General features: G+C 35.9%; 36 protein-coding genes. 35 read left to right on the top strand and 1 reads right to left on the bottom strand.

From position 1 onward, the window contains the following. Positions 1-6: 6 nt before the first annotated feature. On the bottom strand, positions 7-3,240 hold the full coding sequence (locus VBZ51_RS02510) for a SusC/RagA family TonB-linked outer membrane protein (protein ID WP_074672190.1): 3,234 nt from the start codon (positions 3,238-3,240) through the stop codon (positions 7-9). A 400-nt stretch (positions 3,241-3,640) separates the two neighbouring features. Here VBZ51_RS02510 and rpsL point away from each other — a divergent pair, with 400 nt between their 5' ends. From rpsL to VBZ51_RS02335, 35 genes are all read left to right on the top strand, one after another. Further along, entirely contained in the window at positions 3,641-4,015 is a 375-nt protein-coding gene (rpsL, locus tag VBZ51_RS02505) for a 30S ribosomal protein S12 (protein ID WP_036152127.1), read from the top strand. A gap of 23 nt (positions 4,016-4,038) precedes the next feature. After that, on the top strand, positions 4,039-4,515 hold the full coding sequence (gene rpsG / locus VBZ51_RS02500; RefSeq protein ID WP_027064831.1) for a 30S ribosomal protein S7: 477 nt from the start codon (positions 4,039-4,041) through the stop codon (positions 4,513-4,515). 6 nt (positions 4,516-4,521) lie between these two features. Next, positions 4,522-6,654 (top strand): elongation factor G, encoded by a 2,133-nt coding sequence (fusA, locus tag VBZ51_RS02495; RefSeq protein WP_058103831.1) that lies wholly within the window; start codon positions 4,522-4,524, stop codon positions 6,652-6,654. A 9-nt stretch (positions 6,655-6,663) separates the two neighbouring features. Further along, positions 6,664-6,969 carry a 30S ribosomal protein S10 gene (gene rpsJ, locus VBZ51_RS02490; protein WP_007094989.1) on the top strand — a complete coding sequence of 102 codons (306 nt, stop codon included), beginning with the start codon at positions 6,664-6,666 and terminating at the stop codon, positions 6,967-6,969. Positions 6,970-7,114: 145 nt separating this feature from the next. Continuing rightward, positions 7,115-7,732, top strand: a complete 618-nt coding sequence (rplC, locus tag VBZ51_RS02485; protein WP_348428678.1) for a 50S ribosomal protein L3 — start codon at positions 7,115-7,117, stop codon at positions 7,730-7,732. A gap of 5 nt (positions 7,733-7,737) precedes the next feature. Continuing rightward, positions 7,738-8,370: a 50S ribosomal protein L4 gene (gene rplD, locus VBZ51_RS02480; protein ID WP_058103829.1), complete on the top strand. Its 633-nt coding sequence runs from the start codon at positions 7,738-7,740 to the stop codon at positions 8,368-8,370. Positions 8,371-8,374: 4 nt separating this feature from the next. Then, positions 8,375-8,665, top strand: a complete 291-nt coding sequence (gene rplW, locus VBZ51_RS02475) for a 50S ribosomal protein L23 (RefSeq protein WP_036152136.1) — start codon at positions 8,375-8,377, stop codon at positions 8,663-8,665. Between the two features lie 9 nt (positions 8,666-8,674). Beyond that, positions 8,675-9,499, top strand: coding sequence for a 50S ribosomal protein L2 (rplB, locus tag VBZ51_RS02470; protein WP_058103828.1), 825 nt, complete (start codon positions 8,675-8,677; stop codon positions 9,497-9,499). Positions 9,500-9,513: 14 nt separating this feature from the next. Next, positions 9,514-9,792 carry a 30S ribosomal protein S19 gene (rpsS, locus tag VBZ51_RS02465; RefSeq protein WP_036152139.1) on the top strand — a complete coding sequence of 93 codons (279 nt, stop codon included), beginning with the start codon at positions 9,514-9,516 and terminating at the stop codon, positions 9,790-9,792. Between the two features lie 3 nt (positions 9,793-9,795). Continuing rightward, the gene (rplV, locus tag VBZ51_RS02460) at positions 9,796-10,203 is read left to right on the top strand and encodes a 50S ribosomal protein L22 (RefSeq protein ID WP_058103827.1); all 408 of its coding nucleotides are present in this window, start codon (positions 9,796-9,798) and stop codon (positions 10,201-10,203) included. Position 10,204: 1 nt separating this feature from the next. Continuing rightward, positions 10,205-10,921: a 30S ribosomal protein S3 gene (gene rpsC / locus VBZ51_RS02455; RefSeq protein ID WP_058103826.1), complete on the top strand. Its 717-nt coding sequence runs from the start codon at positions 10,205-10,207 to the stop codon at positions 10,919-10,921. Between the two features lie 20 nt (positions 10,922-10,941). After that, complete coding sequence (rplP, locus tag VBZ51_RS02450) at positions 10,942-11,370, top strand: 50S ribosomal protein L16 (RefSeq protein WP_058103825.1); 429 nt, start codon at positions 10,942-10,944, stop codon at positions 11,368-11,370. 12 nt (positions 11,371-11,382) lie between these two features. Continuing rightward, on the top strand, positions 11,383-11,574 hold the full coding sequence (rpmC, locus tag VBZ51_RS02445) for a 50S ribosomal protein L29 (protein WP_058103824.1): 192 nt from the start codon (positions 11,383-11,385) through the stop codon (positions 11,572-11,574). Positions 11,575-11,586: 12 nt separating this feature from the next. After that, on the top strand, positions 11,587-11,844 hold the full coding sequence (gene rpsQ / locus VBZ51_RS02440) for a 30S ribosomal protein S17 (RefSeq protein WP_058104316.1): 258 nt from the start codon (positions 11,587-11,589) through the stop codon (positions 11,842-11,844). Between the two features lie 3 nt (positions 11,845-11,847). Beyond that, on the top strand, positions 11,848-12,216 hold the full coding sequence (rplN, locus tag VBZ51_RS02435; RefSeq protein ID WP_027064819.1) for a 50S ribosomal protein L14: 369 nt from the start codon (positions 11,848-11,850) through the stop codon (positions 12,214-12,216). 13 nt (positions 12,217-12,229) lie between these two features. Then, entirely contained in the window at positions 12,230-12,544 is a 315-nt protein-coding gene (rplX, locus tag VBZ51_RS02430; protein WP_058103823.1) for a 50S ribosomal protein L24, read from the top strand. Between the two features lie 2 nt (positions 12,545-12,546). Then, positions 12,547-13,098: a 50S ribosomal protein L5 gene (gene rplE / locus VBZ51_RS02425; protein WP_058103822.1), complete on the top strand. Its 552-nt coding sequence runs from the start codon at positions 12,547-12,549 to the stop codon at positions 13,096-13,098. 1 nt (position 13,099) lies between these two features. Continuing rightward, complete coding sequence (gene rpsN, locus VBZ51_RS02420; RefSeq protein ID WP_058103821.1) at positions 13,100-13,369, top strand: 30S ribosomal protein S14; 270 nt, start codon at positions 13,100-13,102, stop codon at positions 13,367-13,369. A 65-nt stretch (positions 13,370-13,434) separates the two neighbouring features. Then, a complete protein-coding gene (gene rpsH, locus VBZ51_RS02415; protein ID WP_058103820.1) occupies positions 13,435-13,833 on the top strand; it encodes a 30S ribosomal protein S8 in 399 nt (132 codons plus the stop codon). Between the two features lie 19 nt (positions 13,834-13,852). Continuing rightward, entirely contained in the window at positions 13,853-14,395 is a 543-nt protein-coding gene (gene rplF / locus VBZ51_RS02410) for a 50S ribosomal protein L6 (protein ID WP_058103819.1), read from the top strand. 12 nt (positions 14,396-14,407) lie between these two features. Next, positions 14,408-14,764 (top strand): 50S ribosomal protein L18, encoded by a 357-nt coding sequence (rplR, locus tag VBZ51_RS02405; protein ID WP_058103818.1) that lies wholly within the window; start codon positions 14,408-14,410, stop codon positions 14,762-14,764. Between the two features lie 9 nt (positions 14,765-14,773). Then, complete coding sequence (gene rpsE / locus VBZ51_RS02400) at positions 14,774-15,298, top strand: 30S ribosomal protein S5 (RefSeq protein ID WP_058103817.1); 525 nt, start codon at positions 14,774-14,776, stop codon at positions 15,296-15,298. Positions 15,299-15,308: 10 nt separating this feature from the next. Then, positions 15,309-15,488 (top strand): 50S ribosomal protein L30, encoded by a 180-nt coding sequence (rpmD, locus tag VBZ51_RS02395; protein ID WP_027064811.1) that lies wholly within the window; start codon positions 15,309-15,311, stop codon positions 15,486-15,488. 12 nt (positions 15,489-15,500) lie between these two features. Continuing rightward, positions 15,501-15,953 carry a 50S ribosomal protein L15 gene (rplO, locus tag VBZ51_RS02390; RefSeq protein WP_416575952.1) on the top strand — a complete coding sequence of 151 codons (453 nt, stop codon included), beginning with the start codon at positions 15,501-15,503 and terminating at the stop codon, positions 15,951-15,953. Positions 15,954-15,967: 14 nt separating this feature from the next. Continuing rightward, positions 15,968-17,311: a preprotein translocase subunit SecY gene (gene secY / locus VBZ51_RS02385; protein WP_058103815.1), complete on the top strand. Its 1,344-nt coding sequence runs from the start codon at positions 15,968-15,970 to the stop codon at positions 17,309-17,311. Between the two features lie 3 nt (positions 17,312-17,314). After that, entirely contained in the window at positions 17,315-17,530 is a 216-nt protein-coding gene (infA, locus tag VBZ51_RS02380; protein WP_013305172.1) for a translation initiation factor IF-1, read from the top strand. An 8-nt stretch (positions 17,531-17,538) separates the two neighbouring features. After that, positions 17,539-17,655 (top strand): type B 50S ribosomal protein L36, encoded by a 117-nt coding sequence (gene ykgO, locus VBZ51_RS02375; protein ID WP_013305171.1) that lies wholly within the window; start codon positions 17,539-17,541, stop codon positions 17,653-17,655. Between the two features lie 2 nt (positions 17,656-17,657). Continuing rightward, positions 17,658-18,032 (top strand): 30S ribosomal protein S13, encoded by a 375-nt coding sequence (rpsM, locus tag VBZ51_RS02370; protein ID WP_036152167.1) that lies wholly within the window; start codon positions 17,658-17,660, stop codon positions 18,030-18,032. Between the two features lie 9 nt (positions 18,033-18,041). Then, positions 18,042-18,434, top strand: coding sequence for a 30S ribosomal protein S11 (gene rpsK / locus VBZ51_RS02365; protein WP_027064807.1), 393 nt, complete (start codon positions 18,042-18,044; stop codon positions 18,432-18,434). Positions 18,435-18,522: 88 nt separating this feature from the next. Further along, complete coding sequence (rpsD, locus tag VBZ51_RS02360; RefSeq protein ID WP_058103814.1) at positions 18,523-19,128, top strand: 30S ribosomal protein S4; 606 nt, start codon at positions 18,523-18,525, stop codon at positions 19,126-19,128. 17 nt (positions 19,129-19,145) lie between these two features. Further along, positions 19,146-20,138 (top strand): DNA-directed RNA polymerase subunit alpha, encoded by a 993-nt coding sequence (locus tag VBZ51_RS02355; RefSeq protein ID WP_058103813.1) that lies wholly within the window; start codon positions 19,146-19,148, stop codon positions 20,136-20,138. Between the two features lie 59 nt (positions 20,139-20,197). Continuing rightward, positions 20,198-20,752 carry a 50S ribosomal protein L17 gene (rplQ, locus tag VBZ51_RS02350; protein ID WP_058103812.1) on the top strand — a complete coding sequence of 185 codons (555 nt, stop codon included), beginning with the start codon at positions 20,198-20,200 and terminating at the stop codon, positions 20,750-20,752. A gap of 95 nt (positions 20,753-20,847) precedes the next feature. Beyond that, on the top strand, positions 20,848-21,975 hold the full coding sequence (carA, locus tag VBZ51_RS02345) for a glutamine-hydrolyzing carbamoyl-phosphate synthase small subunit (protein ID WP_416575951.1): 1,128 nt from the start codon (positions 20,848-20,850) through the stop codon (positions 21,973-21,975). A 104-nt stretch (positions 21,976-22,079) separates the two neighbouring features. Then, entirely contained in the window at positions 22,080-23,372 is a 1,293-nt protein-coding gene (eno, locus tag VBZ51_RS02340; RefSeq protein WP_074672198.1) for a phosphopyruvate hydratase, read from the top strand. 119 nt (positions 23,373-23,491) lie between these two features. Continuing rightward, on the top strand, positions 23,492-25,027 hold the full coding sequence (locus VBZ51_RS02335; RefSeq protein WP_058103809.1) for a glycogen synthase: 1,536 nt from the start codon (positions 23,492-23,494) through the stop codon (positions 25,025-25,027). Positions 25,028-25,104 lie beyond the last annotated feature (77 nt).

Genomic DNA, 25,104 nt, shown 5'->3' with positions numbered 1-25,104 from the left:
CAATTTTTAAAAGGTTGCTTTAATACTAACTCCATATCTTCTAGAACTTGGACCGTTGATAAAGTCAAAACCTTGAGAGTTACCAACACCAGCACCTTGAATGTTTGGATCGAAGTTAGCTCCATCTGGTGTGTTGTAAGCATCATACCAAAGGTTAAATCCTTGGGCAGTGATTGTCAATGAACCGAAAGGAGTTCTTTCTAATGCTTTTGCAGGGAAAGTGTATCCTAAAGAAAGTTCTTGTAAACGTACTACAGAAGCATCATAAACTTTTAATTCTGTAGGTCCGAATAAGATGTTGTTGAAGTAGTAAGTAGAGTTATTGATCTGCTTATTGTTTACTTCTCCAGTGCTCTGAGATACACCAGGTAAAATATAAGTGTTCTCTCTATCTAAAGTTTCAGTAATTAAACCTCTACCTAATAATGTACCAATAGTGTTAGAAACTATGTCACCACCTTTAGTATGACTAAATTGAAAACCTAAATTCCAATTCTTGTAAGAAAGAGAGTTTATGATGTTCATAATATAGTCTGGGTTAGGATTACCAATAATTGGAACATTACCATTAGCATCTACCTCTGTAGTTACGTAATCACCACCATCATCAATTAAGAAGTTGCCATCCGCATCTCTTGCAATTGCATCACCTACAATAACACCTAACTGCTCACCTTTAATTGCGGCGTTACCACCAACTGATAAAGTTGAACTACCAGCATAGATAATAATGTCTTGCTCTTGCTCAGTTACTATAAATTTGTTTTTAGTGAAGTTAGCTCTTGTGTTCCAGTTGAAGTTGTCACTTCTTACCCAGTCAACACCTAAATCTATTTCAATACCATCACCTTCTATTTTACCAACGTTACTTTGCGTGAAAGTAAAACCGGTTGAAGGAGAAAGAGGCTCTCTAACGATCAAGTCTTTTGTAGTTCTGTCAAAATATGTGAAATCTAAAGAAACTCTATTGTTAAAGAATTTAGATTCAAATCCTACTTCAAATTCTGATAATAGCTCAGGTTTTAAGTCAGGATTAGCTTTAAAAGCAGCAACTTGGTTGGTTGTAACTTCACCGCCTTCACCATATACTTGTGTATTTTGCTCAACAACACTTACCGTTGGATAAGCAGTTGGGAAAGTCGCAGACTGCCCTAAACCAGCTCTTAATTTCAAGAAGTTAAGACCTTTTTCAGATTTAATACCAGGCCAAGCAGCAGTAGGTAAGAAAGATGCACTAGCACTTGGATATGTTTGACTGTTGTTTTCTGTAGTTAAGTTAGAAACCCAGTCAGTTCTAGTAGATGCTGTAAGGAATAACATGTTGTCGTAGTCCAAAGTAACCTGTCCTAATAAACCAGCAATATTTCTTTTTTCAGAATATTGAATAGGGGATTGGTTAGAGTAGTTAAAATGTCTCTGTATGTCAAATACAATTTGACCAGTACTAGCAACACCTTGCTGATCAAAAGTTGTTGATCTTGTTGTAGCACCTGCGTTGAATGACAAACCTAATTTTTCAGATAAATCATAATTACCGTTAAGGGCTAAGTAGTGATCCCAAATCGTATTATTGTTATCATAGGTATTCAAGAAACCAAATATTGCACTTGTAAATGCAACACCACCCTTATTAGAGTATTGTTCATTTCTTTCGTTATAATAATCTAAACCTGCTCTATAGGTCATGTTTAGGTTATCATTGATGTCATATTGTACAGAAGCATTCCAGAAAACACGTGTTGTTAACTGAGAGTATTTTACGTTATTTTCAGTCCAACGTGGATTAATGATATCGTTACCATTTCTATAGTATACACTAGAACCATCAATTGGGTTTTGGTAAGGTAATCCTAATAAATCAACACTACGAGGTGTGAAGTAAATGTTTCCAAAAATTGAAAGACCTGTAGTACCATTACCTTCACTCGCTGCAATTGGAGGTGAACTGTAATCTGTTCTCGAGTAGTTCATAGCTCCTGAAACTGTGAATTTATTCGATAATTTAGATCTACCACCTAAAGAAACGTTAGCTCTTGTTAAACCGTTTCCAGGTACGAAAGATTCATCATCTAAGTAACCAAAGTTTGCATTAAAGGTCGTATTTCCATCTTCTGATGCACCGTTAATGTTAACAGAAGTAGAGCTTACAGAACCTGGTTTGAAGTAATCTTCTACAGAATCGTAAGGTTTCCAGTCATATCTTGTTCCTTGTAATTCAGGAAAAGCTTCACGAGTAGCAGCAACTGCAGTACTACTATATGGGTGCTCTAAAGTACCATTTTCGTCAATCGCAGATTGTCTTCCCCAACCTGAAAGGCCGCTTTCTTCAAAACTTGGTCCCCAGTTACTGAAGAACCATCCAAATGCTTGATCAAAACCATTACCATATTCATCTTGATAGTCAGGTAAAGAAGCAAATTCATTAACAAAGTAAGATTGGTTTACTGTGATTTCAGTTTTCTTTTTACCACCTACAGAAGAACCTGCCTTAGTGGTAATCAAAATAACACCATTTTTACCTTGTGAACCATAAAGTGTTGCTGCCGCAAGACCTTTTAATACCTCAATTTTTGCAATGTTGTTTGGGTCTAAATCTAAAAATCTTGAAGAACCAGTGTTACCGGTTAAGAAGTTAGAACCACCACCATTTGTGTCTTGTGCATTAGTATCACTACTAAATGGTACACCATCAACAACAAAAAGGGCCTGGTTACTTCCACTAAAGGAACTTAAACCCCTAACTACAACATTGGTTGCAGAACCAGACATACCACCTGCGGAAGTAATCTGTACACCAGATGCTTTACCTGATAATACACGGGCAACATCACCTTCAGCACGTGATTCCAAATCTTCTTCGTCTACAGATGATACTGCGAAACCTAAAGCCTTCTTCTCACGCTTAATACCTTGAGCGGTTACAACTACTTCTTCCAGCGCTTGTGCATCTTCTTCCATTTGCACATTTACTGTACTGCCAGCACCAACCGATTTTCTAACGGCTTTTTGACCAATGTAAGTAAATAATAATGTTTCGCCTTGTGAGGCCATAATGGAATAGTTACCATCGAAATCTGTTTGAGTACCTGTTGTGGTGCCTTCAACTACAATGTTAACCCCGGGCAAAGGAAGCCCTCCCTGATCAGTAACCGTACCGGATACTGTTTTTTGCTGTGCAAAAGAAATATGCACAACTAACGCCAATAGTAGCGTTAACAATCCATTTAGTTTTGTTCTCATTTTTAAATTATTTGAATTAGCTAGCGACAAACTTCACAATAATGTGTTAATAATGCAAGATAATTTTAATAAAACTTTAAGAACTTGTTATAAAATTCGGAGTTACATATTAAACACGATCCATATTTAAAGTTATATAATTCAACACCGTTTTTTTTATCATATTCATAATTCTTCAGAAAAAGTCTAAAAAACCTGCATTTAATTTAAAGTGAAAATTGTATGGGTTTTTACTTGAAGTTTTTAAAATATTAAGACAGTTTTAACCAATGAATTTTGTGTTGATTTCTGTTGAATTGAAAAAAAATAAAAATAAATTCATAATGATTTGAATTTTACCGAAATATGACTACATTTGCCGACCCTTAAAGTAGGGGTAATTTTTATATATTATTATAGTATGCCAACAATATCACAATTAGTACGAATAGGAAGAGAGACGATTACTAAGAAGAGTAAATCGGCTGCTTTGGATTCGTGTCCTCAGAGAAGAGGTGTTTGTACACGTGTTTATACTACCACGCCAAAGAAACCAAATTCAGCTATGAGAAAAGTAGCAAGGGTTAGGTTGACCAATGGTAAGGAAGTAAATGCTTACATACCTGGTGAGGGTCACAATTTGCAAGAGCACTCGATAGTATTAGTAAGAGGCGGAAGAGTTAAGGATTTACCAGGAGTTAGGTATCATATTGTACGTGGTGCATTGGACACAGCAGGTGTGGCCGGTAGAACACAACGTAGATCTAAATATGGTGCAAAACGCCCTAAGAAGTAATTAAACTTGTTTAAAACGAAGTAATGAGAAAAAGACAGGCAAAGAAAAGACCACTTTTACCAGATCCAAGATTTAATGATCAGTTGGTGACGCGTTTCGTCAATATGATGATGTGGGATGGTAAGAAATCAGTTGCTTTTGGTGTTTTTTACGATGCAATAGATATCGTAGATGCTAAAAAGACCGATGAAGAAAAAACAGCTTTAGAGCTTTGGAAGGATGCATTAAGTAATGTTATGCCCCATGTTGAGGTGAGAAGTAGAAGAGTTGGTGGTGCAACATTTCAAATTCCAATGCAGATTAGACCGGACCGTAAGATATCAACTGCTATGAAATGGTTGATTAGTTATGCAAGAAAGCGTAATGAGAAAGGTATGGCGCAAAAGCTAGCTGGAGAAATTTTAGCGGCGGCAAAAGAAGAAGGTGCTGCTGTTAAGAAAAGAGTCGATACGCACAAGATGGCTGAGGCAAACAAAGCATTTTCGCACTTTAGATTCTAAATAGACATGGCAAGAGATTTAAAATTTACAAGAAATATTGGTATTGCAGCTCATATTGATGCTGGAAAAACTACTACTACAGAACGTATTCTTTTTTATACGGGTGTTAGTCATAAAATAGGTGAGGTACATGATGGTGCTGCAACTATGGACTGGATGGAGCAGGAGCAAGAAAGAGGTATTACAATTACTTCTGCTGCAACAACCTGTACATGGAAGTTTCCATTGGAAAATGCTAAGGAATTAGCTGATACTAAAGATTATCACTTTAATATTATTGATACTCCGGGACACGTTGATTTTACCGTTGAGGTAAATCGTTCTTTGCGTGTATTGGATGGTTTGGTATTCCTTTTTAGTGCTGTTGATGGTGTTGAGCCTCAATCAGAGACAAACTGGAGATTGGCGGATAATTACAAAGTTCCAAGAATTGGATTTGTAAACAAAATGGACCGTCAGGGTTCTAACTTCCTTATGGTTTGTAAGCAAGTTAAGGAAATGTTGGGTTCAAATGCAGTTCCTATTGTTTTGCCAATTGGAGAAGAGGCTGATTTTAAAGGAATTGTAGATTTAGCAAAGAATAGGGCTATTGTGTGGCATGATGACAACTTTGGTTCTACTTTCGATGTTATTGATATTCCTGAAGATATGAAAGCAGAGGTTAAGGAGTATAGAGCTGCCTTGATTGAAGCTGTTGCTGAGTATGATGAGGAGTTAATGGAGAAATTCTTCGAGGATGAAGACTCTATTACTGAAGAAGAAGTACATGCTGCTTTAAGAGCGGCTGTTATGGATCGTGCAATTATACCTATGATCTGTGGTTCTTCATTTAAGAATAAAGGTGTTCAGTTTTTGTTGGATGCGGTATGTAGATATTTGCCTTCTCCTGTAGATAAGGACGATATTGCTGGTACTAATCCTGATACTGGCGTTGTTGAAAAGCGTAAGCCAAGTGTAAAGGAGCCTTTTTCTGCACTTGCATTTAAAATTGCTACTGATCCTTTTGTGGGTAGATTGGCATTTTTTAGAACATATTCAGGTCGTCTAGATGCTGGTTCGTATATATTGAATAATAGATCAGGTAAGAAAGAGCGTATCTCTCGTATTTATCAGATGCATTCCAATAAGCAAAATGCTATCGATTTTATCGAAGCGGGAGATATTGGTGCGGCTGTTGGTTTTAAGGATATTAAAACCGGTGATACAATGTCGGATGAGAAGCATCCTATTGTTTTGGAGAGTATGGACTTTCCAGAGCCAGTTATCGGTATTGCTGTTGAGCCTAAAACAAAGGCGGATGTTGATAAGTTAGGTATGGCTTTGGCTAAATTGGCTGAAGAGGATCCAACTTTCCAGGTTAAAACGGACGAAGCTTCAGGACAAACTATTATATCTGGTATGGGTGAGCTTCACTTAGATATTATTGTTGACCGTTTAAGAAGAGAGTTTAAGGTAGAGGTTAGTCAAGGTGAGCCTCAAGTTGAATATAAAGAAGCGTTAACAAAAACTGCTGCTCATAGAGAAACTTATAAAAAGCAATCTGGTGGTCGTGGTAAGTTTGGTGACATTGTATTTGAAATGGGACCTGCTGATGATGATTTCGAAGGTGATGGATTGCAGTTTGTTGATGAAATTAAAGGTGGTCGTATTCCAAAAGAATTCATACCATCTGTAGAGAAAGGTTTCCAGATTGCTATGCAAAATGGTCCTTTAGCTGGATATGAAATGGATTCAATGAAAGTTGTGCTTAAGGATGGTTCTTTCCACCCTGTGGATTCAGATGCACTTTCGTTTGAATTGGCTGCTAAAATGGGTTACAAAGCTGCGGGTAAAGCTGCCGGTGCTGTAATTATGGAGCCTATAATGAAATTGGAAGTTATTACTCCTGAAGAAAATATGGGTGATATCGTTGGAGATTTAAATAGACGTAGAGGTACTATTGGCGATATGAGTGATAGAGCTGGAGCAAAAGTGGTTAAAGGTACTGTTCCTTTATCTGAAATGTTTGGTTATGTTACTTCATTGAGAACTTTATCTTCAGGTCGTGCAACTTCAACAATGGAATTTTCACATTATGCGGAAACTCCTTCTAATATCTCGGAGGAAGTTATTAAAGCAGCAAAAGGTATAACAGCATAAATTTAGGACATGAGTCAGAAAATTAGAATAAAACTAAAATCTTACGATCATAATTTAGTGGATAAATCTGCTGAGAAGATTGTAAAAACGGTAAAGACTACCGGTGCTGTTGTAACAGGACCAATTCCTTTACCAACGCATAAAAAGATATTTACGGTTTTACGTTCACCTCACGTGAACAAAAAATCTAGAGAGCAATTCCAATTAAGTTCTTACAAGAGATTGTTGGATATTTATAGCTCTTCATCTAAGACAATTGATGCACTTATGAAGTTAGAACTTCCAAGTGGTGTTGAGGTTGAGATTAAGGTATAATCACTGTCCATCTCTTTTATAGAGTTGGGCTACATGTCCTAAGCTGCGTGCGAGGGAAAAACGGATAAAAATAATTTAGGGTTAAATTATTTTGACCCTATTTTTTTGATAAGAATTTAATAAGTAATAATTAATATAAATAAGTATGTCTGGGTTAATAGGAAAGAAAGTAGGCATGACTAGTATTTTTGACGAGAACGGAAAGAACATTCCTTGTACCGTTATTGAGGCTGGACCATGTGTAGTTACCCAAGTCAGAACCGAAGAGGTAGACGGGTATAGTGCCCTTCAACTTGGTTTCGATGACAAGGCAGAAAATCGTGCTAATAAGGCTGAATTAGGCCATTTTAAAAAAGCAGGTGCTTCTCCTAAGAAAAAAGTCGTTGAGTTTCAAGATTTTGAAGGTGATTTTAAATTAGGTGACACCGTTGGTGTTGATGTTTTTACTGAAGGACAGTTCGTAGATGTTATAGGTACATCTAAAGGTAAGGGTTTTCAGGGTGTTGTAAAACGTCACGGTTTTGGTGGTGTTGGTCAAGCAACGCACGGTCAGCATAACAGACTTAGAGCTCCAGGTTCTATTGGTGCTGCATCATATCCTGCAAGAGTATTCAAGGGTATGAAAATGGCCGGTAGAATGGGTACGGATCGTGTTACGGTTCAAAACCTTAGAGTTTTAAAAGTAGTTCCAGAAAAAAATCTTTTAGTAGTTAAAGGTTGTGTTCCGGGCCATAAGAATGCTTATGTAACTATACAAAGGTAGATGTAATGAAAGTAGCAGTTTTAGATATTAAAGGAAAAGACACAGGTAGAAAGGCAAACCTTTCTGATGATGTTTTCGCTATAGAGCCTAACGAGCATGCAGTTTACCTTGATGTTAAGCAGTATTTGGCACATCAAAGACAAGGTACGCATAAAGCTAAGGAAAGAGCAGAGATAGCTGGTAGTACAAGAAAGATTAAAAAACAAAAAGGTACAGGTACTGCAAGAGCAGGTAGTATTAAATCGCCGGTATTTAGAGGTGGTGGTAGAATATTTGGTCCTAGACCTAAAGATTATAGCCAAAAGTTGAATAAAAACTTAAAGCGTTTGGCAAGAAAATCTGCATTGACTTTAAAGTCTAAAGAAAATGCAATTTTAGTAGTCGAAGACTTCGATTTTGATACTCCAAAAACTAAAGATTTTGTTGGTGTTTTAAAGACCTTAGGTCTTGAGAATAAAAAGTCTTTAATAGTGTTGGGTGATTCAAATAAAGGTGTATATTTGTCTTCGCGTAATTTTAAAGGGTCGGAAGTTATAACTAACTCAGAATTAAGTACTTACAAAATTCTTCACGCTAATAGTGTGGTATTGTTAGAGAGCTCTTTAGAGGGAATTGAATCGAATTTAAATAAACAATAATATCATGAGTGTGTTGATAAAACCAATTATAACGGAAAAAATGACTGCTGATAGCGAGTTGAACAACCGTTATGGATTCGTAGTTGACCCTAAGGCTAACAAATTGCAGATTAAAGATGCGGTTGAAGCTACTTATGGTGTTTCTGTGAAGAAGGTTCGTACTATGAATTACGGTCCTTCAAGAAAATCCAGATATACAAAAACTGGTGTGCAACATGGTAAGACGAATGCAATTAAAAAAGCGATCGTTGATGTTGTAGAAGGTGATATTATCGATTTTTACAGTAATCTATAAAGACAAGAAATGTCAGTTAGAAAATTAAAACCAATCACTCCAGGGCAGCGTTTTAGAGTAGTAAACGGATTTGACGCCATTACTGCTGATAAGCCGGAAAAAAGCTTGCTTGCTCCGTTAAAAAAGTCCGGAGGTAGAAACAGTCAAGGAAAAATGACCATGCGCCAAAAAGGTGGTGGTCATAAAAGAAGGTATCGTGTAATAGATTTTAAGAGAGATAAGCAAGATGTTGCTGCTACTGTTAAAACTATTGAGTACGATCCAAACAGAACTGCATTTATTGCTCTTTTGGAATATGCAGATGGAGAAAAGCGTTATGTAATCGCTCAAAATGGTTTACAAGTAGGTCAGCAGGTTTCTGCGGGTGCTACTGTAGCTCCTGAGATCGGAAATGCTCTTCCATTAAGCGAGATTCCTTTGGGAACTATAATTTCATGTATTGAGTTAAGACCTGGTCAAGGTGCTGTTATGGCGCGTAGTGCTGGTACATTTGCTCAATTAATGGCAAAGGATGGTAAGTTTGTTACTGTAAAAATGCCATCTGGTGAAACAAGATTAATTCTTTCTGGTTGTGTTGCGACCATTGGGGCTATTTCAAACTCTGATCATCAATTATTGGTATCTGGTAAAGCAGGTAGAAGTAGATGGTTGGGTAGAAGACCAAGAACAAGGCCGGTAGCTATGAACCCTGTCGATCACCCAATGGGTGGTGGTGAAGGTAGAGCTTCAGGTGGTCATCCAAGATCGAGAAACGGAATACCTGCTAAAGGTTTCAGAACTCGTACGAAGACCAAGAGCACCAATAAGTATATAATAGAACGTAGAAAGAAATAAAAAAGTAGAAAGAAATGGCACGTTCACTAAAAAAAGGACCATACGTACACTATAGCTTGGAGAAAAAAATCCAACAAAGTGTATCATCCGGTAAGAAATCGGTAATAAAAACATGGTCAAGAGCTTCTATGATTACTCCTGATTTTGTTGGGATGACTATAGCGGTTCATAATGGAAAACAATTTGTACCTGTTTTTGTAACAGAAAACATGGTAGGACATAAACTTGGGGAATTTTCGCCAACTAGATCTTTTAGAGGTCATGCTGGTGCAAAAAACAAAGGAAAAAAGTAAGCTATGGGAGTTCGTAAAAAACAGATGGCCGAAAGAATTAAGGCCGAGAAGAAAAAAGTAGCTTTCGCTAAGTTGAACAATTGTCCTACTTCACCTAGAAAAATGCGCTTAGTTGCTGATTTAATTCGTGGTGTAAAGGTAGAGCAGGCATTAGCTATATTAAGATTCAATCCAAAAGAAGCTTCAAGAAAGTTAGAGAAATTATTACTTTCTGCTTTGGCTAATTGGCAAGCAAAAAACGAAGATGCAAATTTAGAGGATGCTGATTTGGTAGTTGCTGAGATTAGAGTTGATAGTGGTGCTATGCTTAAGAGATTGCGTCCTGCTCCACAAGGTAGAGCGCATAGAATTAGAAAACGTTCAAACCATGTTACATTGGTTTTGGGGTCAAAAAATATAACAGAAAACTAGAATGGGACAGAAAACAAATCCAATAGGAAATCGTCTAGGAATCATCAGAGGTTGGGAGTCTAACTGGTACGGTGGAAACGATTACGGAGATAAATTGGCTGAGGATGATAAAATACGTAAGTATATTCATGCGAGACTTTCTAAAGCTAGTGTTTCAAGAGTTATAATTGAACGTACCTTAAAACTTATAACTGTAACAGTAACAACTGCAAGACCTGGTATCATTATTGGTAAAGGTGGTCAAGAAGTTGATAAGTTGAAAGAAGAGTTGAAAAAAATCACCAATAAGGAGGTTCAAATCAACATTTTTGAAATAAAAAGACCAGAACTTGATGCTAATTTAGTTGCAGCAAGTGTAGCTCGTCAAATAGAAAGTAGAATTTCTTTTAGAAGAGCGATAAAGATGGCAATCGCTGCAGCAATGCGTATGAATGCCGAAGGTATTAAGATTCAGATCTCAGGTAGATTAAACGGTGCTGAAATGGCACGTTCTGAATCATATAAAGATGGTAGAATTCCATTATCGACCTTTAGAGCTGATATTGATTATGCTTTACAGGAAGCTCAAACAACATATGGTAAACTTGGTATTAAAGTTTGGATTATGAAGGGTGAGGTTTACGGTAAAAGGGAATTATCTCCGTTAGTTGGAATGCAAAAGGATTCTTCTAAAGGTGGTAAACAAGAAGGTGGAAGAAAACAACGTCGTAGAAAGTAATTTTTTAAAGAACTAAAGTAATGTTACAACCGAAAAGAACAAAGTTCCGTAAAATGCAGAAAGGCCGTATGAAAGGTCTTGCTGGAAGAGGACACCAACTTTCAAATGGTATGTTCGGTATAAAGAATGTTGATGATGCTGCATTTTTAACTTCACGTCAAATAGAAGCTGCACGTATTGCTGCTACTAGATATATGAAAAGGGAAGGGCAATTGTGGATTAAAATATTTCCGGATAAGCCGATTACCAAAAAACCATTAGAAGTACGTATGGGTAAAGGTAAAGGTGCTCCAGAATATTTCGTAGCCGTGGTAAAACCAGGTAGAATTATGTTCGAAGTGGCCGGAGTTCCTATGGAAGTAGCAAAAGAAGCTTTAAGATTGGCGGCTCAAAAACTTCCTGTTAAAACTAAATTTATTGTAGCTCGTGATTACGAGGCTGGAAATTAAACGTAAGGAATAATGAAAAAACAAGAGATTAAAGAAATGTCTGTGGAAGGACTTACGGAGAAACTGGCCGAGTACAAGAAGCAACATTCAGATTTGAAAATTGCGCATTTTGTAACTCCGTTAGAAAATCCACTTCAGATTAGAAAAGTAAGGAGAACGGTGGCAAGAATAGCAACTGAATTAACTAATAGGGAAAACCAATAATTGGTGGGCTTTATGGAAAAAAGAAACTTAAGAAAAGAGAGAGTAGGAGTTGTCACTAGTAATAAGATGGAGAAATCCATAGTTATTTCTGAGGTGAAAAGAGTAAAACATCCTATGTACGGTAAATTCGTTTTGAAGACAAAGAAGTATGTTGCGCATGACGAAAAGAACGATTGTAACATTGGTGATACTGTAAAGATCATGGAAACTCGTCCTATGAGTAAAACCAAATGTTGGAGATTAGTAGAAATCTTAGAAAGAGCTAAATAAGTTATGTTACAGCAAGAATCTAGACTAAAAGTAGCGGATAACACCGGAGCAAAGGAAGTTTTAACTATTCGTGTTCTTGGTGGTACCAAAAGAAGATATGCTTCTATAGGTGACAAAATTGTTGTTACCGTTAAAGAAGCAACTCCAAATGGAGGTATCAAGAAAGGTGCGGTGTCAACAGCTGTTGTAGTTCGTACAAAGAAAGAGGTTAGAAGACCTGATGGGTCTTATATCAGATTTGATGATAACGCTTGTGTGTTATTGAATCCTGCCGGAGAAATGAGAGGAACACGTGTTTTCGGACCTGTTGCAAGAGAGCTTAGGGATAAGCAGTTCATGAAGATTGTATCATTGGCCCCAGAGGTATTATAATATAACGGACAAGATGAAAAAGTTAAAAATCAAAACAGGAGACACGGTAAGAATCATTGCTGGAGACCATAAAGGTACCGAAGGTAAGGTTATGCGTGTTGATCTTGAGAAAAATAAAGCCATCGTTGAAGGTGCCAATATGGTATCTAAACATGAGAAGCCTAGTGCTAAGAACCCTCAAGGTGGTATTGTAAAAAAAGAAGCTTTAATCCATATTTCTAACTTAGGGTTAATCGACAGTAAAACTGGAGATGTAACTAGAGTAGGTTACGAAGTAAGGGATGGTAAAAAAGTTAGGGTTTCCAAAAAATCCAATGAAGTAATTTAGTTATGGCATACGTTGCAAGATTAAAGAAAGAGTATAAGGAGCGAATTATAGCTGCCCTTACCGAAGAGTTTGGTTACAGTAATGTAATGCAGGTTCCTAAGTTAGAGAAGATAGTAATGAGTAGAGGTGTGGGTGCTGCCGTTGCTGACAAGAAACTTATAGACCATGCAATAGATGAAATGACTATGATTACTGGTCAGAAAGCTGTTGCTACAATGTCTAAAAAGGATGTTGCTGCCTTTAAATTAAGAAAAGGTATGCCGATAGGTGCAAAAGTTACCTTAAGAGGTGAGCGTATGTACGAATTTTTGGATCGTTTGGTTACTTCTGCTTTACCACGTGTTAGAGATTTTCAAGGTATCAAAGCAACAGGTTTTGATGGTCGTGGAAATTACAACTTAGGTATTACGGAACAAATTATATTTCCTGAAGTTAATATTGATAAAATCAATAGAATTAACGGTATGGATATTACATTTGTAACTTCTGCCAATACGGATAAGGAAGCAAAATCATTATTAACAGAATTAGGATTACCTTTTAAAAAGAATTAGTATGGCTAAGGAATCAATGAAAGCCCGTGAGAGAAAAAGGGAAAGAACTGTAGCAAATTATGCTGAAAAGCGCAAAGCTTTGAAAGAAGCTGGTGATTATGAAGCGTTGCAGAGATTACCTAAAAATGCATCTCCGGTACGTTTGCATAACAGATGTAAATTAACTGGTAGACCAAAAGGTTACATGAGAACTTTTGGTATTTCAAGGGTAATGTTCAGAGAGATGGCTAACGCTGGATTAATTCCAGGGGTTAAGAAAGCTAGCTGGTAAATAAAAGATTATTAATGGGTTCAGGTTTAGCCTATTGCTGAAAACCGTTCCCGAATTATATATACATGGTAACAGATACTATTGCAGATTACCTAACGAGAGTTAGAAACGCGAGTAGAGCGGGACATAGGGTTGTTGAAATCCCTGCGTCAAATCTAAAGAAAGAGATAACTAAAATATTGTTCGATCAAGGATATATTTTAAGTTATAAGTTTGAAGAAGACAAGGTTCAAGGTTCTATTAAAATAGCTTTGAAATACGATAAGCTTACAAAAGAGCCTGTTATCAAGAAAATACAGCGTATAAGTAAGCCTGGTCTTAGAAAATATGCCGGCAGTGAAGAATTGCCACGTGTATTGAATGGTTTAGGTATTGCAATTGTTTCTACATCTCATGGTGTAATGACTAGCAAGCAGGCCAAGGCAGAGAAAGTTGGTGGTGAAGTTTTGTGCTACGTTTATTAATTGATTAAAGATTTAGAAAATGTCTAGAATAGGTAATAATCCAGTCGCAATTCCAGAAGGAGTTACAATTGAAATCAATGACAACATAATTTCTGTAAAAGGAAAATTAGGTGAATTGACTCAAGAATTCTCTGGTGTAGCGATTAAAGTAGAAGATGGTCAGGCTTGGGTAACAAGACCTTCAGATTCTAAAGAGCATAAAGCTAAGCACGGTTTGTATAGATCACTTATCACTAATATGGTTGAAGGTGTTTCTAAAGGTTGGACTAAAGAATTGGAATTAGTTGGTGTAGGGTATAGGGCAAGTAATCAAGGGCAAAAACTTGATTTGGCTTTAGGTTTTTCACACAACATTGTTTTTGACTTGGCCCCAGAGGTAAAAGTTGAAACTATATCAGAAAAGGGTAAGAATCCTATCGTAAAGCTGACTTCACATGACAAACAACTAGTTGGTCATATAGCAGCGAAAATCAGATCTTTCCGTAAGCCAGAGCCATACAAAGGGAAAGGTATCAAGTTTGTAGGTGAAATATTAAGAAGAAAAGCTGGTAAGTCAGCTTAATAATAGGATATTATGGGATTATCAAAAACACAAAGAAAATTAAGAATCCGTCGTAGAATTCGTAAGGTTTCTTCTGGGACTGCAGCTAGACCAAGGTTATCTGTATTTAGAAGTAATAGCGAAATTTACGCTCAAGTTATAGACGACGTTAAAGGAGTCACTTTAGTATCTGCTTCTTCAAGAGATAAGGATATTGCAAAAGTAAAAGGAAATAAAACCGAGATTGCTGCTTTGGTTGGTAAAACAATCGCTGAGAAATCTGTAAAAGCTGGTTTAGATAAAGTAGCTTTTGATAGAGGGGGTAATTTGTATCATGGTAGAGTTAAGTCTCTAGCTGAAGGTGCAAGAGAAGCAGGTCTAAAATTCTAATATACTAGTATGTTCCAAAAATATAAAAACGTAGAAACTGTTAAGCCAGGTGGTTTAGATTTAAAAGATAAATTAGTTGGTATTCAGCGTGTAACTAAGGTAACAAAAGGTGGTAGAGCATTCGGTTTTTCTGCAATTGTTGTTGTAGGTGATGAAAATGGTGTTGTAGGTCACGGTTTAGGTAAATCTAAAGAAGTTGCTACTGCAATTGCCAAAGCAATTGAAGATGGTAAAAAGAATTTAGTGCGTATACCTTTGAACAAAGGTACTTTACCACATGAGCAAAAAGGTAAATTCGGTGGGGCTAGAGTATATATTCAGCCTGCATCACATGGTACCGGTGTTATTGCTGGTGGTGCTGTAAGATCAGTACTTGAATCAGTTGGTGTGCATGATGTATTGTCTAAGTCTCAAGGTTCTTCCAACCCACATAATGTTGTAAAAGCTACTTTTGATGCTTTATTGCAACTTAGAGATGCAAAAACCATTGCAACACAAAGAGGTGTTTCTTTAGAAAAAGTATTTAAAGGCTAAGAGGAAAATTATGGCAAAGATTAAAGTTACACAGGTAAAAAGTGGAATTAAGAAACCTCAAAATCAAAAAAGAACTTTAGAGGCTCTTGGTTTAAAGAGAATTGGTCAGGTAGTTGAGCATGATGATACTCCTAACATTCTTGGAATGATAAATAAAGTTAAACATTTAGTTTCCACTGAGGAAGCTTAAATTTAGAATAAAATGGGTTTACATAGTCTACAGCCTGCAGAAGGTTCAGTAAATAGAGACGGAAAACGCCTTGGTAGAGGTCAGGGTTCTGGTAAGGGAGGAACTGCTGCTAGAGGGCATAAAGGAGCGAAATCAAGATCTGGTTATTCTAAGAAAATCGGTTTTGAAGGTGGTCAAATGCCTTTGCAACGTCGTGTACCTAAATTTGGTTTTACGAATATTAACCGTAAGAATTACCAAGGTATCAACTTAGAAAAGTTACAAGAACTTGTAAATAATAAAGTTATTACCAATGAGGTGTCTTTAGACATTTTAATTGAGAATGGTTTAGTTGGTAAAAATGATTTAGTGAAAATTTTAGGAAATGGCGAGTTAAAAGCTTCTCTTAAAGTTTCAGTACATAAATTTACAGCATCTGCCAAAGCAGCAATTGAAGCAGCAGGTGGTGAAGCAATAAGTTTGTAAGCATAGACGAGAGCATGAAGAATTTTATTGATACAATATCCAATATTTGGAAAATAGAAGAGCTAAGAAATAGAATTCTTATTACACTAGGTCTTTTGTTGGTTTATCGTTTTGGTTGTCAAATCGTACTTCCAGGTATAGATTCAACGCAATTAGGTGGGTTAACAGATGGTACTGACCAAGGAATATTTGGTCTTTTAAATGCATTTACAGGAGGGGCGTTTGCTAATGCTTCTGTTTTTGCATTAGGTATTATGCCATATATCTCTGCTTCTATTGTAGTTCAGTTAATGGGTATTGCAATTCCTTATCTTCAGAAATTACAAAAAGAAGGAGAAAGTGGTCGTAAGACCATCAATCAAATCACCAGATGGTTAACTATCGGTATTTGTATTGTTCAAGCTCCTGCTTATTTGTATGGATTAGAAGCCTTTGGTGTTAGGGATAGTGCTTTCTTATTGGGAAAGGGACTTGATTTTATGGTGCCAGCTGTTATTATATTGGTAACAGGTACGGTTTTTGCAATGTGGTTAGGTGAAAAAATTACCGATAAAGGTATTGGTAACGGTATTTCGTTATTGATAATGATTGGTATTATAGCTACTATGCCACAGTCTTTTGTTCAAGAATTTATTTCAAGAACAACAAATAATAATGGTGGACTAATGTTCATTTTAATTGAAGTTATTATATGGTTCTTGGTTATTTTGGCTTGTATTCTTTTAGTAATGGCTACAAGACAGATTCCTGTACAATATGCAAGACGAACTGCTTCTGGTGGTTATGAAAAGAACATCATGGGATCTAGACAATATATACCATTGAAGTTAAATGCTTCTGGTGTAATGCCTATAATATTTGCTCAGGCAATTATGTTCGTACCTGGTATGATAGGTGGTGCTTTTGATGATACATCTTTTGGACAGTGGATGCAAGTTCAGTTCAGTGATATATTCGGTTGGGCTTATAATTTACTTTTTGCAATATTGATTATAATCTTCACATATTTTTATACTGCTATTACGGTTCCTACCAATAAGATGGCAGATGACTTAAAAAGAAGTGGTGGTTTTATACCTGGAATTCGTCCTGGGAAAGAAACTGGAGATTATTTAGATAAGATTATGTCTTTAATAACGTTACCTGGATCTATTTTCTTAGCTTTGCTGGCTATTTTACCAGCGGTTGTGGTAAAGTTGATGGATGTTCAAGCTGGATGGGCGTTATTTTATGGTGGTACCTCCCTGTTAATTATGGTTGGTGTTGCTATCGATACGGTACAACAGGTAAATTCATATTTGTTGAACAGACATTATGATGGTTTAATGAAAACCGGTAAAAATAGAAAAGTAGCATAATTTATGGCTAAACAGGCAGCAATAGAACAAGATGGATCTATCATTGAAGCATTGTCAAATGCAATGTTTCGTGTAGAATTGGAGAACGGACATGTGGTAACAGCGCATATATCAGGTAAGATGCGTATGCACTATATTAAACTATTACCTGGAGATAAGGTTAAATTGGAGATGAGTCCGTATGACCTTACAAAAGCAAGAATTACATATAGATACTAAGATACAAGATGAAAGTAAGAGCATCAGTTAAAAAGAGAAGTGCCGACTGCAAGATTGTTCGCAGAAAAGGCAGGTTGTACGTAATCAACAAAAAGAATCCTAGATTTAAACAAAGACAAGGGTAATTATGGCAAGAATCGCAGGTATAGATATACCAAAACAAAAGAGAGGTGTTATCGCCTTAACCTACATTTTTGGAATTGGAAGAAGTAGGTCACAAGAAATATTGAGTAAAGCCCAAGTTAGCGAAGATACTAAGGTTTCTGATTGGAATGATGATGAAATAGGACGTATCAGGGAAGCTGTTTCTGAATTTACAATTGAAGGTGAATTACGTTCTGAAACTCAATTGAACATTAAGCGTTTAATGGATATTGGGTGTTATAGAGGAATTCGTCATAGATCAGGTTTACCTTTAAGAGGTCAGCGAACTAAGAACAACTCTAGAACTAGAAAAGGAAAGCGTAAAACAGTTGCTAACAAGAAGAAAGCAACTAAATAATAATTAGGTATGGCAAAGGCAAGTACTAAAGTTACCAAGAAACGTAAAGTTATAGTTGATTCTGTTGGTGAAGCACACATAAGCGCTTCTTTCAATAATATCATTATCTCTTTGACAAATAAAAAAGGAGATGTTATTTCTTGGTCATCTGCTGGTAAGTTAGGTTTTAGAGGGTCTAAGAAAAATACTCCTTATGCTGCTCAAGTAGCTGCTGAGGATTGTTCAAAAGTTGCTCATGAAGCAGGTTTGAGAAAAGTGAAGGTTTATGTAAAAGGTCCAGGTAATGGTAGAGAATCTGCTATTAGATCTTTACATAATGCAGGTATCGAAGTAACTGAAATCATTGATGTTACTCCAATGCCTCACAACGGGTGTAGACCTCCAAAAAGAAGAAGAGTTTAATTAATTACAAATAATTTCACCGAAAGTGTAATTACGATTATCGAAGGATAAGCCTTAATTCATAATCTCACTTTCAAATTTTTAGAAAATGGCAAGATATACAGGACCAAAATCAAAGATCGCTCGTAAATTCGGCGAAGCAATTTTCGGAGACGACAAATCTTTCGAAAAGAAAAATTACCCTCCAGGACAACACGGTAATAACAGAAGAAGAGGTAAAAAATCTGAGTACTCTGTTCAATTGATGGAGAAACAAAAAGCTAAATATACTTACGGTATTTTAGAAAAACAATTTAGAAACTTATTCCAGACTGCTAAGAGAAAAGAAGGTGTTGCTGGTGAGATTTTACTTCAATTATGTGAGTCACGTTTAGATAACGTAGTTTATAGAATGGGTATATCTCCAACTAGAAGCGGTGCAAGACAATTAGTATCTCATAGACACATTACGGTTAATGGTGAGTTGGTAAACATACCTTCTTATTCATTAAAAGCGGGAGATGTTGTTGGTGTTAGAGAGAAATCTAAATCATTACAAAGTATTCAAGATTCATTAGCTGCTAGTAGTGCAGTATATGAGTGGATTTCTTGGAATAGCGAAAAGAAGGAAGGGACTTACGTTTCTATTCCTGAAAGAATGCAAATTCCAGAAAATATCAAAGAACAATTAATCGTGGAGTTATACTCTAAATAAACAACAACGATCCAATTATGGCATTATTTAATTTTCAGAAACCCGATAAAGTAATAATGATCGATTCCTCTGATTTCGAAGGGAAGTTTGAATTTCGCCCTTTGGAACCTGGTTATGGATTAACTGTTGGGAATGCATTAAGACGAGTATTGCTGTCTTCGTTAGAAGGTCATGCAATTACTTCGGTTAGGATAGATAAGGTAGAGCATGAGTTCTCTATGATTCCTGGCGTTGTTGAAGATGTAACAGAGATTATATTAAATTTGAAACAAGTTCGTTTCAAGAAGCAAATAGAAGATTCTGAAGCTGAAGTTGTTTCGATTTCTGTAAGTGGAAAGAATCAATTGACTGCAGGTGATTTTCAAAAATTTATTTCTGGTTATCAAGTATTAAATCCAGATTTGGTTATCTGTAATATGGATGCAAAAGTTAGCATCAATATGGAGATTACTATTGAAAAGGGTAGAGGATATGTTCCTGCAGAAGAAAATAGAAAGTCTGGTGCTCCATTAGGTACTATTGCTGTTGATTCTATTTTTACACCTATCAAAAATGTAAAATATAGTATTGAAAACTTTCGTGTAGAGCAAAAAACCGATTACGAAAAATTAGTTTTTGAAATTTCTTCGGATGGTTCTATTCATCCTAAGGATGCTTTAACAGAAGCCGCAAAAGTTCTTATTCATCACTTCATGTTATTCTCTGATGAGCGTATTACTTTAGAAGCGGATGAAATTGCTCAAACGGAGACTTATGATGAAGAGTCTTTACACATGAGACAATTGTTGAAAACTAAATTAGTAGACATGGATCTTTCTGTTCGTGCTTTAAACTGTTTAAAAGCAGCTGAAGTTGATACTTTAGGAGATTTAGTTTCTTTTAATAAGAACGATTTAATGAAGTTCAGAAACTTCGGTAAAAAATCTTTAACAGAACTTGAAGAACTTGTGATCAACAAGGGATTAAGTTTTGGTATGGATTTATCAAAATATAAATTAGACAAAGATTAAATAATCATATTTTGCTCCTCGTTCTATCGAGTTTGGTAGCAAGATGATAAAACAAAAACATGAGACACGGTAAAAAAGTTAATCACTTAGGTAGAAAAACAGCGCATAGAAAAGCTATGTTGGCAAACATGGCTTGTTCATTGATTGAACACAAAAGAATCAATACTACTGTAGCGAAAGCGAAAGCTTTAAAACAGTTTGTTGAGCCTTTGATTACTAAATCAAAGGCGGAGAACAATGTAAGTGCTGAAAAGGGTACCCATAACAGACGTATAGTTTTCAAAAACTTACGTGATAAGAATGCTGTTACTGAATTATTCAGTGTGGTTTCTGAGAAGGTAGCCGACAGACCAGGTGGTTATACAAGAATCATTAAACTGGGTAATCGTTTAGGTGATAATGCTGATATGGCAATGATAGAATTGGTTGATTTCAACGAATTATACAATGCTGGTAAGCCTAAGAAAAAATCTACTAGAAGAAGTAGAAGATCTGGCTCTGCTGCTACTGAAGCTCCTGCAGCTGAAAAGGAAGCTAAGGTAGTTGAAGAGACTAAGCCTGAAGCTGAAGCACAAACCGATACAGAAGCTAAGACAGATGATTCAAAGGAATAACATTGTCAATAAATATTAATAATGAAAAAGGATAAGCTATCTAGCTTATCCTTTTTTTTATGTTTTTTTGTTAACGAATAAATTATAAGTACAAGATGAAATATCAAGCAAAAAGAAAAGCATTAATACTACTTGCAGACGGAACTATTTTTTACGGTAAATCTGTTGGTGATAAAGAGGGTACTGCTTTTGGTGAGGTATGTTTTAATACGGGCATGACCGGATATCAAGAAATTTTCACAGATCCTTCATATTTTGGGCAAATAATGGTAACTACTAATGCTCATATTGGTAACTATGGTGTTAATAAAGACGAAATTGAATCTGAATCAATAAAAATCTCTGGATTAGTTTGTAGAAATTTCAGTTATGAATATTCTAGACCTTTAGCAGATGATAGCCTTCAAGGATTTCTAGAACAGAATAATTTATTTGCAATTTCAGATGTCGATACTCGTGCATTGGTAAGTTATATACGTGATAACGGAGCTATGAATGCGGTTATATCTACAGATGTTGATAATATTGAAGATCTTAAGAAACGTTTAAGTGAGGTCCCAAGTATGGAGGGTCTTGAACTTGCATCAAAAGTATCTACAAAAGAAGCATATTTTGTTGGTGATGAAAATGCAACTTTTAAAATTGCAGCTTTAGATATTGGGATAAAGAAGAATATTTTAAGAAATCTGGTTAAAAGAGGGGCATATATAAAAGTCTTTCCATACAACAGTAGTTTTGAGGAAATGTCTTCGTGGAATCCTGATGCTTTCTTTATATCTAATGGACCTGGAGATCCAGAACCATTAGTAGATGCTATAGCAGCTGTAAAAAAGATGATTGAAACGGACAAGCCTCTTTTTGGGATTTGTTTAGGTCATCAAGTTTTGGCATTGGCAAACGGTGTTTCTACATACAAAATGCACAATGGTCATAGAGGAATTAATCATCCAATATTGAACTTGGTTACAGGTAAAGGTGAAATAACCTCTCAAAACCATGGTTTTGCAATTAATAGGGAAGAGACGGAAGCAAATTCTAATTTGGAAATCACCCATACGCATCTAAATGATAAAACAGTAGCTGGTATAAAAATGAAGGATAAGGATGTATTTTCTGTACAATATCATCCAGAAGCAAGTCCAGGACCACATGATGCAGATTACCTTTTTGATGATTTTTTCAAATTAATTGAGAAAAGTTCAAAACATAACGAAATAGTTTAAATAAACATTAAATTATTGGGAAATCAAGGGTGTAAACAAACTCATTGATTTCCCTGTTTTGTATCTTTACTTTTTAAAACAAACAACAAATAAAAAGATTAAAAATGAGTATTATATTAAATGTTCACGCAAGGCAGATATTAGATTCTAGAGGAAATCCAACTGTTGAAGTAGATGTAGTTACAGAAAATGGTGTAATGGGTAGAGCAGCGGTTCCTTCTGGTGCGTCTACAGGTGAGCATGAAGCTGTTGAGTTGCGTGATGGAGGGGAGACTTTCATGGGTAAAGGTGTAATGAAAGCTGTTGATAACGTAAATAGTGTTATTGCTGAAGAAATTTTAGGTATGAACGTGTTTGATCAAAATTTATTAGATCAAACAATGATAGATTTAGATGGTACTCCAAATAAATCTAAATTAGGAGCTAATGCTATTTTGGGTGTTTCTCTTGCTGCTGCTAAAGCTGCTGCCAATGAATTAGGTCTTTCACTTTTTAGATATATTGGTGGTGTTAGCGCTAATACATTACCGGTTCCAATGATGAATATTATTAATGGTGGGTCTCACTCAGATGCACCAATCGCATTTCAGGAATTTATGGTTATGCCTGTTAAAGCAAAAAGCTTTTCACACGCTATGCAGATGGGTACGGAGATATTCCATAATCTTAAAAAGGTGTTACATGACCGTGGACTTAGTACTGCAGTAGGTGATGAAGGTGGTTTTGCGCCAAACCTAGCAGGTGGTACTGAAGATGCTTTGGATACCATTGCAAAAGCGGTTAAAAACGCAGGTTATACCTTAGGTGATGATGTAATGATAGCATTGGATTGTGCTGCAGCGGAATTCTTTGTAGATGGAAAATATGACTACACTAAATTTGAAGGTGAATCTGGTGTCGTTAGAACTTCTGAAGAACAGGCTCAGTATTTAGCTGATCTAAGTGCAAAGTATCCTATTATCTCTATTGAGGACGGTATGGATGAAAACGATTGGGATGGTTGGAAATCTTTAACTGACAAAATTGGAGATAAAGTTCAATTAGTTGGTGATGATTTGTTTGTAACCAATGTTGAGCGTTTGTCTACAGGTATTGAAAAAGGAATCGCAAATTCCATCTTGATCAAAGTAAACCAGATTGGTACATTGACAGAAACTATAGCGGCGGTTAATATGGCTAAAAATGCAGGTTATACTTCAGTAATGTCTCACCGTTCCGGAGAGACTGAAGATAATACTATCGCTGATTTAGCGGTTGCATTGAATACAGGTCAAATTAAAACAGGATCAGCATCAAGGTCTGATCGTATGGCTAAATATAACCAACTACTTCGTATAGAAGAAGAATTGGGGAGCACAGCTTACTACCCTCAAGAAAAAGCCTTTAAATTAGGTTGATTTCTGTGTTAAAATTATAATTAAGCCTTTCTTATTAGAAAGGCTTTTTTTTTTGGCGTACTTCAAAACTTTAACTACCTTTTGAGAATAAACCACATTTAATACCATTTTATTGGCGTATGAATAATTTTCTTTTTGTTTCAGCAGAAAACGATGCTATTCCAGATTGTAAAGCTGGTGGAATGGGTGATGTTGTTAGAGATGTGCCTAGGGAAATTTCGAAACGAGAAGATAAAGTTCACGTTGTCGTACCAGCTTATTCTAGATTACATAAAAACGGAATTTTTAAGACCAAATTAGAATTTAGCTTACGTGGTGTTCCGTATACGGCAGAATTATATGAGGTAATTCCAAAAAGGGTAGATAAAAATATTACACATTATGTAATTCATCATCCAGAAATTTTAGAAGGTGGAATTGCTCATATTTATCATGATGATCCTACCGAGCCATTTTTTAATGATTTTGTAAAATTCATTATTTTTTGCACTGCTACCGCAGAGGCTATTAAAATTGGAGCTTTTGGTGATCTGGATATTGTGCATATGCATGATTGGCATTCAGCGGCACTTTTGTTTATAAAGACCTATCATCCAAGTTATAATGATCTAAAAAAGATGAGATACGTCTACACTATTCATAATTTGGCTATACAGGGTATTCGTCCCTTTTATAATAATTATGCTTCGGTTAACAATTGGTTTCCAGAAATACAATTGGATCATAATGCCTTAAAGGATTTAAGATATCAAGACTGTATAAATTTAATGGCTGTGGGCATACGCTTGGCGGATGCCGTTCATACAGTATCGCCTTCTTATAAAGAAGATGTTCTACTACCTAGTAGAAGACCAGAGTTTATTGGCGGTGAAAGTTTGGAAAATGATTTGTTGAAGGCAGATAATGAAGGTCGTTTATTTGGAATTTTGAATGCGAGTAATTACGGTAATATTAGAGTTGCGGAAAAAGGTCTTTTGTACAGGAATACGGTAAAAGCACTTTTTAGATGGTTGCAAGAAAACTCCAAGAAATACAAAGCTGATTTTTTAGCCCATACTGGTGAAAAAATAATGCAGTATGTAGGCAATAGGCCTAAATTTATTGTGTCTAGTGTTGCAAGGCTTACAGAGCAGAAATTTTATTTTTTAAAACGCTCACCAGAGGCGTTTGAAAAGATGCTGGTTAGGCTAAGTGAAGTGGATGGTATTTTTATGCTTTTGGGGACTGGTGATCCTGATTATGAGGAATTCTTTCGTCATATGAGCTATCATCATAAGAATTTTGTTTTTACGAACGGTCAATCAGAAGATTTAATAGATTCTATGTACTTGGAAACCGATCTTTATTTTATGCCAAGTTTGTTTGAGCCTTGTGGTATAAGTCAAATGTTAGCAATGAGAAATGGAAATCCTTGCCTAGTTCATCATACAGGCGGTCTAAAAGATACGGTAGAACATTTAAAAACTGGTTTTGCTTTTAGCGGAAATACCTATGATGAACAGATTAGTAATATGGTGAAGAGCTTTGATGAAGCATTGACTATTTGGGAGCATGATAAAGACACTTGGAAAAAAATTAAATCCAATGCTAAAAAGGTGAGATTTACTTGGGAGAAATCCTTAAATGAGTATTATGATAAACTATATCTGTTGTAATGAAAGCTATTCATAGTACTTATTGTTAATTTTACCCAAAACAGATTTATGAAATTGGTAGACCAATCCTGTTTTGT

Origin of the sequence: Maribacter sp. HS (genome assembly GCF_048059195.1) — a bacterium.
GTDB lineage: Bacteria > Bacteroidota > Bacteroidia > Flavobacteriales > Flavobacteriaceae > Maribacter > Maribacter dokdonensis.
Note: the sequence above shows the minus strand (reverse complement) of the source record. Positions and strands in the feature narration are given on the sequence as shown.

Coding starts and splice junctions, on each gene's coding strand:
- VBZ51_RS02510 (WP_074672190.1), bottom strand. CDS start 3,240: ATGAGAACAAAACTAAATGGATTGTTAACGCTACTATTGGCGTTAGTT.
- rpsQ (WP_058104316.1), top strand. CDS start 11,587: ATGGAAAAAAGAAACTTAAGAAAAGAGAGAGTAGGAGTTGTCACTAGT.
- rpsD (WP_058103814.1), top strand. CDS start 18,523: ATGGCAAGATATACAGGACCAAAATCAAAGATCGCTCGTAAATTCGGC.
- rplB (WP_058103828.1), top strand. CDS start 8,675: ATGTCAGTTAGAAAATTAAAACCAATCACTCCAGGGCAGCGTTTTAGA.
- rpsN (WP_058103821.1), top strand. CDS start 13,100: ATGGCTAAGGAATCAATGAAAGCCCGTGAGAGAAAAAGGGAAAGAACT.
- infA (WP_013305172.1), top strand. CDS start 17,315: ATGGCTAAACAGGCAGCAATAGAACAAGATGGATCTATCATTGAAGCA.
- rpsJ (WP_007094989.1), top strand. CDS start 6,664: ATGAGTCAGAAAATTAGAATAAAACTAAAATCTTACGATCATAATTTA.
- VBZ51_RS02335 (WP_058103809.1), top strand. CDS start 23,492: ATGAATAATTTTCTTTTTGTTTCAGCAGAAAACGATGCTATTCCAGAT.
- ykgO (WP_013305171.1), top strand. CDS start 17,539: ATGAAAGTAAGAGCATCAGTTAAAAAGAGAAGTGCCGACTGCAAGATT.
- rplW (WP_036152136.1), top strand. CDS start 8,375: ATGAGTGTGTTGATAAAACCAATTATAACGGAAAAAATGACTGCTGAT.
- rplX (WP_058103823.1), top strand. CDS start 12,230: ATGAAAAAGTTAAAAATCAAAACAGGAGACACGGTAAGAATCATTGCT.
- rpsG (WP_027064831.1), top strand. CDS start 4,039: ATGAGAAAAAGACAGGCAAAGAAAAGACCACTTTTACCAGATCCAAGA.
- rpsS (WP_036152139.1), top strand. CDS start 9,514: ATGGCACGTTCACTAAAAAAAGGACCATACGTACACTATAGCTTGGAG.
- rpmC (WP_058103824.1), top strand. CDS start 11,383: ATGAAAAAACAAGAGATTAAAGAAATGTCTGTGGAAGGACTTACGGAG.
- rpsL (WP_036152127.1), top strand. CDS start 3,641: ATGCCAACAATATCACAATTAGTACGAATAGGAAGAGAGACGATTACT.
- rplN (WP_027064819.1), top strand. CDS start 11,848: ATGTTACAGCAAGAATCTAGACTAAAAGTAGCGGATAACACCGGAGCA.
- VBZ51_RS02355 (WP_058103813.1), top strand. CDS start 19,146: ATGGCATTATTTAATTTTCAGAAACCCGATAAAGTAATAATGATCGAT.
- rplQ (WP_058103812.1), top strand. CDS start 20,198: ATGAGACACGGTAAAAAAGTTAATCACTTAGGTAGAAAAACAGCGCAT.
- rpsK (WP_027064807.1), top strand. CDS start 18,042: ATGGCAAAGGCAAGTACTAAAGTTACCAAGAAACGTAAAGTTATAGTT.
- rpsM (WP_036152167.1), top strand. CDS start 17,658: ATGGCAAGAATCGCAGGTATAGATATACCAAAACAAAAGAGAGGTGTT.
- rpmD (WP_027064811.1), top strand. CDS start 15,309: ATGGCAAAGATTAAAGTTACACAGGTAAAAAGTGGAATTAAGAAACCT.
- rplF (WP_058103819.1), top strand. CDS start 13,853: ATGTCTAGAATAGGTAATAATCCAGTCGCAATTCCAGAAGGAGTTACA.
- rplO (WP_416575952.1), top strand. CDS start 15,501: ATGGGTTTACATAGTCTACAGCCTGCAGAAGGTTCAGTAAATAGAGAC.
- rplE (WP_058103822.1), top strand. CDS start 12,547: ATGGCATACGTTGCAAGATTAAAGAAAGAGTATAAGGAGCGAATTATA.
- fusA (WP_058103831.1), top strand. CDS start 4,522: ATGGCAAGAGATTTAAAATTTACAAGAAATATTGGTATTGCAGCTCAT.
- rplP (WP_058103825.1), top strand. CDS start 10,942: ATGTTACAACCGAAAAGAACAAAGTTCCGTAAAATGCAGAAAGGCCGT.
- secY (WP_058103815.1), top strand. CDS start 15,968: ATGAAGAATTTTATTGATACAATATCCAATATTTGGAAAATAGAAGAG.
- rplV (WP_058103827.1), top strand. CDS start 9,796: ATGGGAGTTCGTAAAAAACAGATGGCCGAAAGAATTAAGGCCGAGAAG.
- rplR (WP_058103818.1), top strand. CDS start 14,408: ATGGGATTATCAAAAACACAAAGAAAATTAAGAATCCGTCGTAGAATT.
- rpsH (WP_058103820.1), top strand. CDS start 13,435: ATGGTAACAGATACTATTGCAGATTACCTAACGAGAGTTAGAAACGCG.
- rplC (WP_348428678.1), top strand. CDS start 7,115: ATGTCTGGGTTAATAGGAAAGAAAGTAGGCATGACTAGTATTTTTGAC.
- carA (WP_416575951.1), top strand. CDS start 20,848: ATGAAATATCAAGCAAAAAGAAAAGCATTAATACTACTTGCAGACGGA.
- eno (WP_074672198.1), top strand. CDS start 22,080: ATGAGTATTATATTAAATGTTCACGCAAGGCAGATATTAGATTCTAGA.
- rpsE (WP_058103817.1), top strand. CDS start 14,774: ATGTTCCAAAAATATAAAAACGTAGAAACTGTTAAGCCAGGTGGTTTA.
- rpsC (WP_058103826.1), top strand. CDS start 10,205: ATGGGACAGAAAACAAATCCAATAGGAAATCGTCTAGGAATCATCAGA.
- rplD (WP_058103829.1), top strand. CDS start 7,738: ATGAAAGTAGCAGTTTTAGATATTAAAGGAAAAGACACAGGTAGAAAG.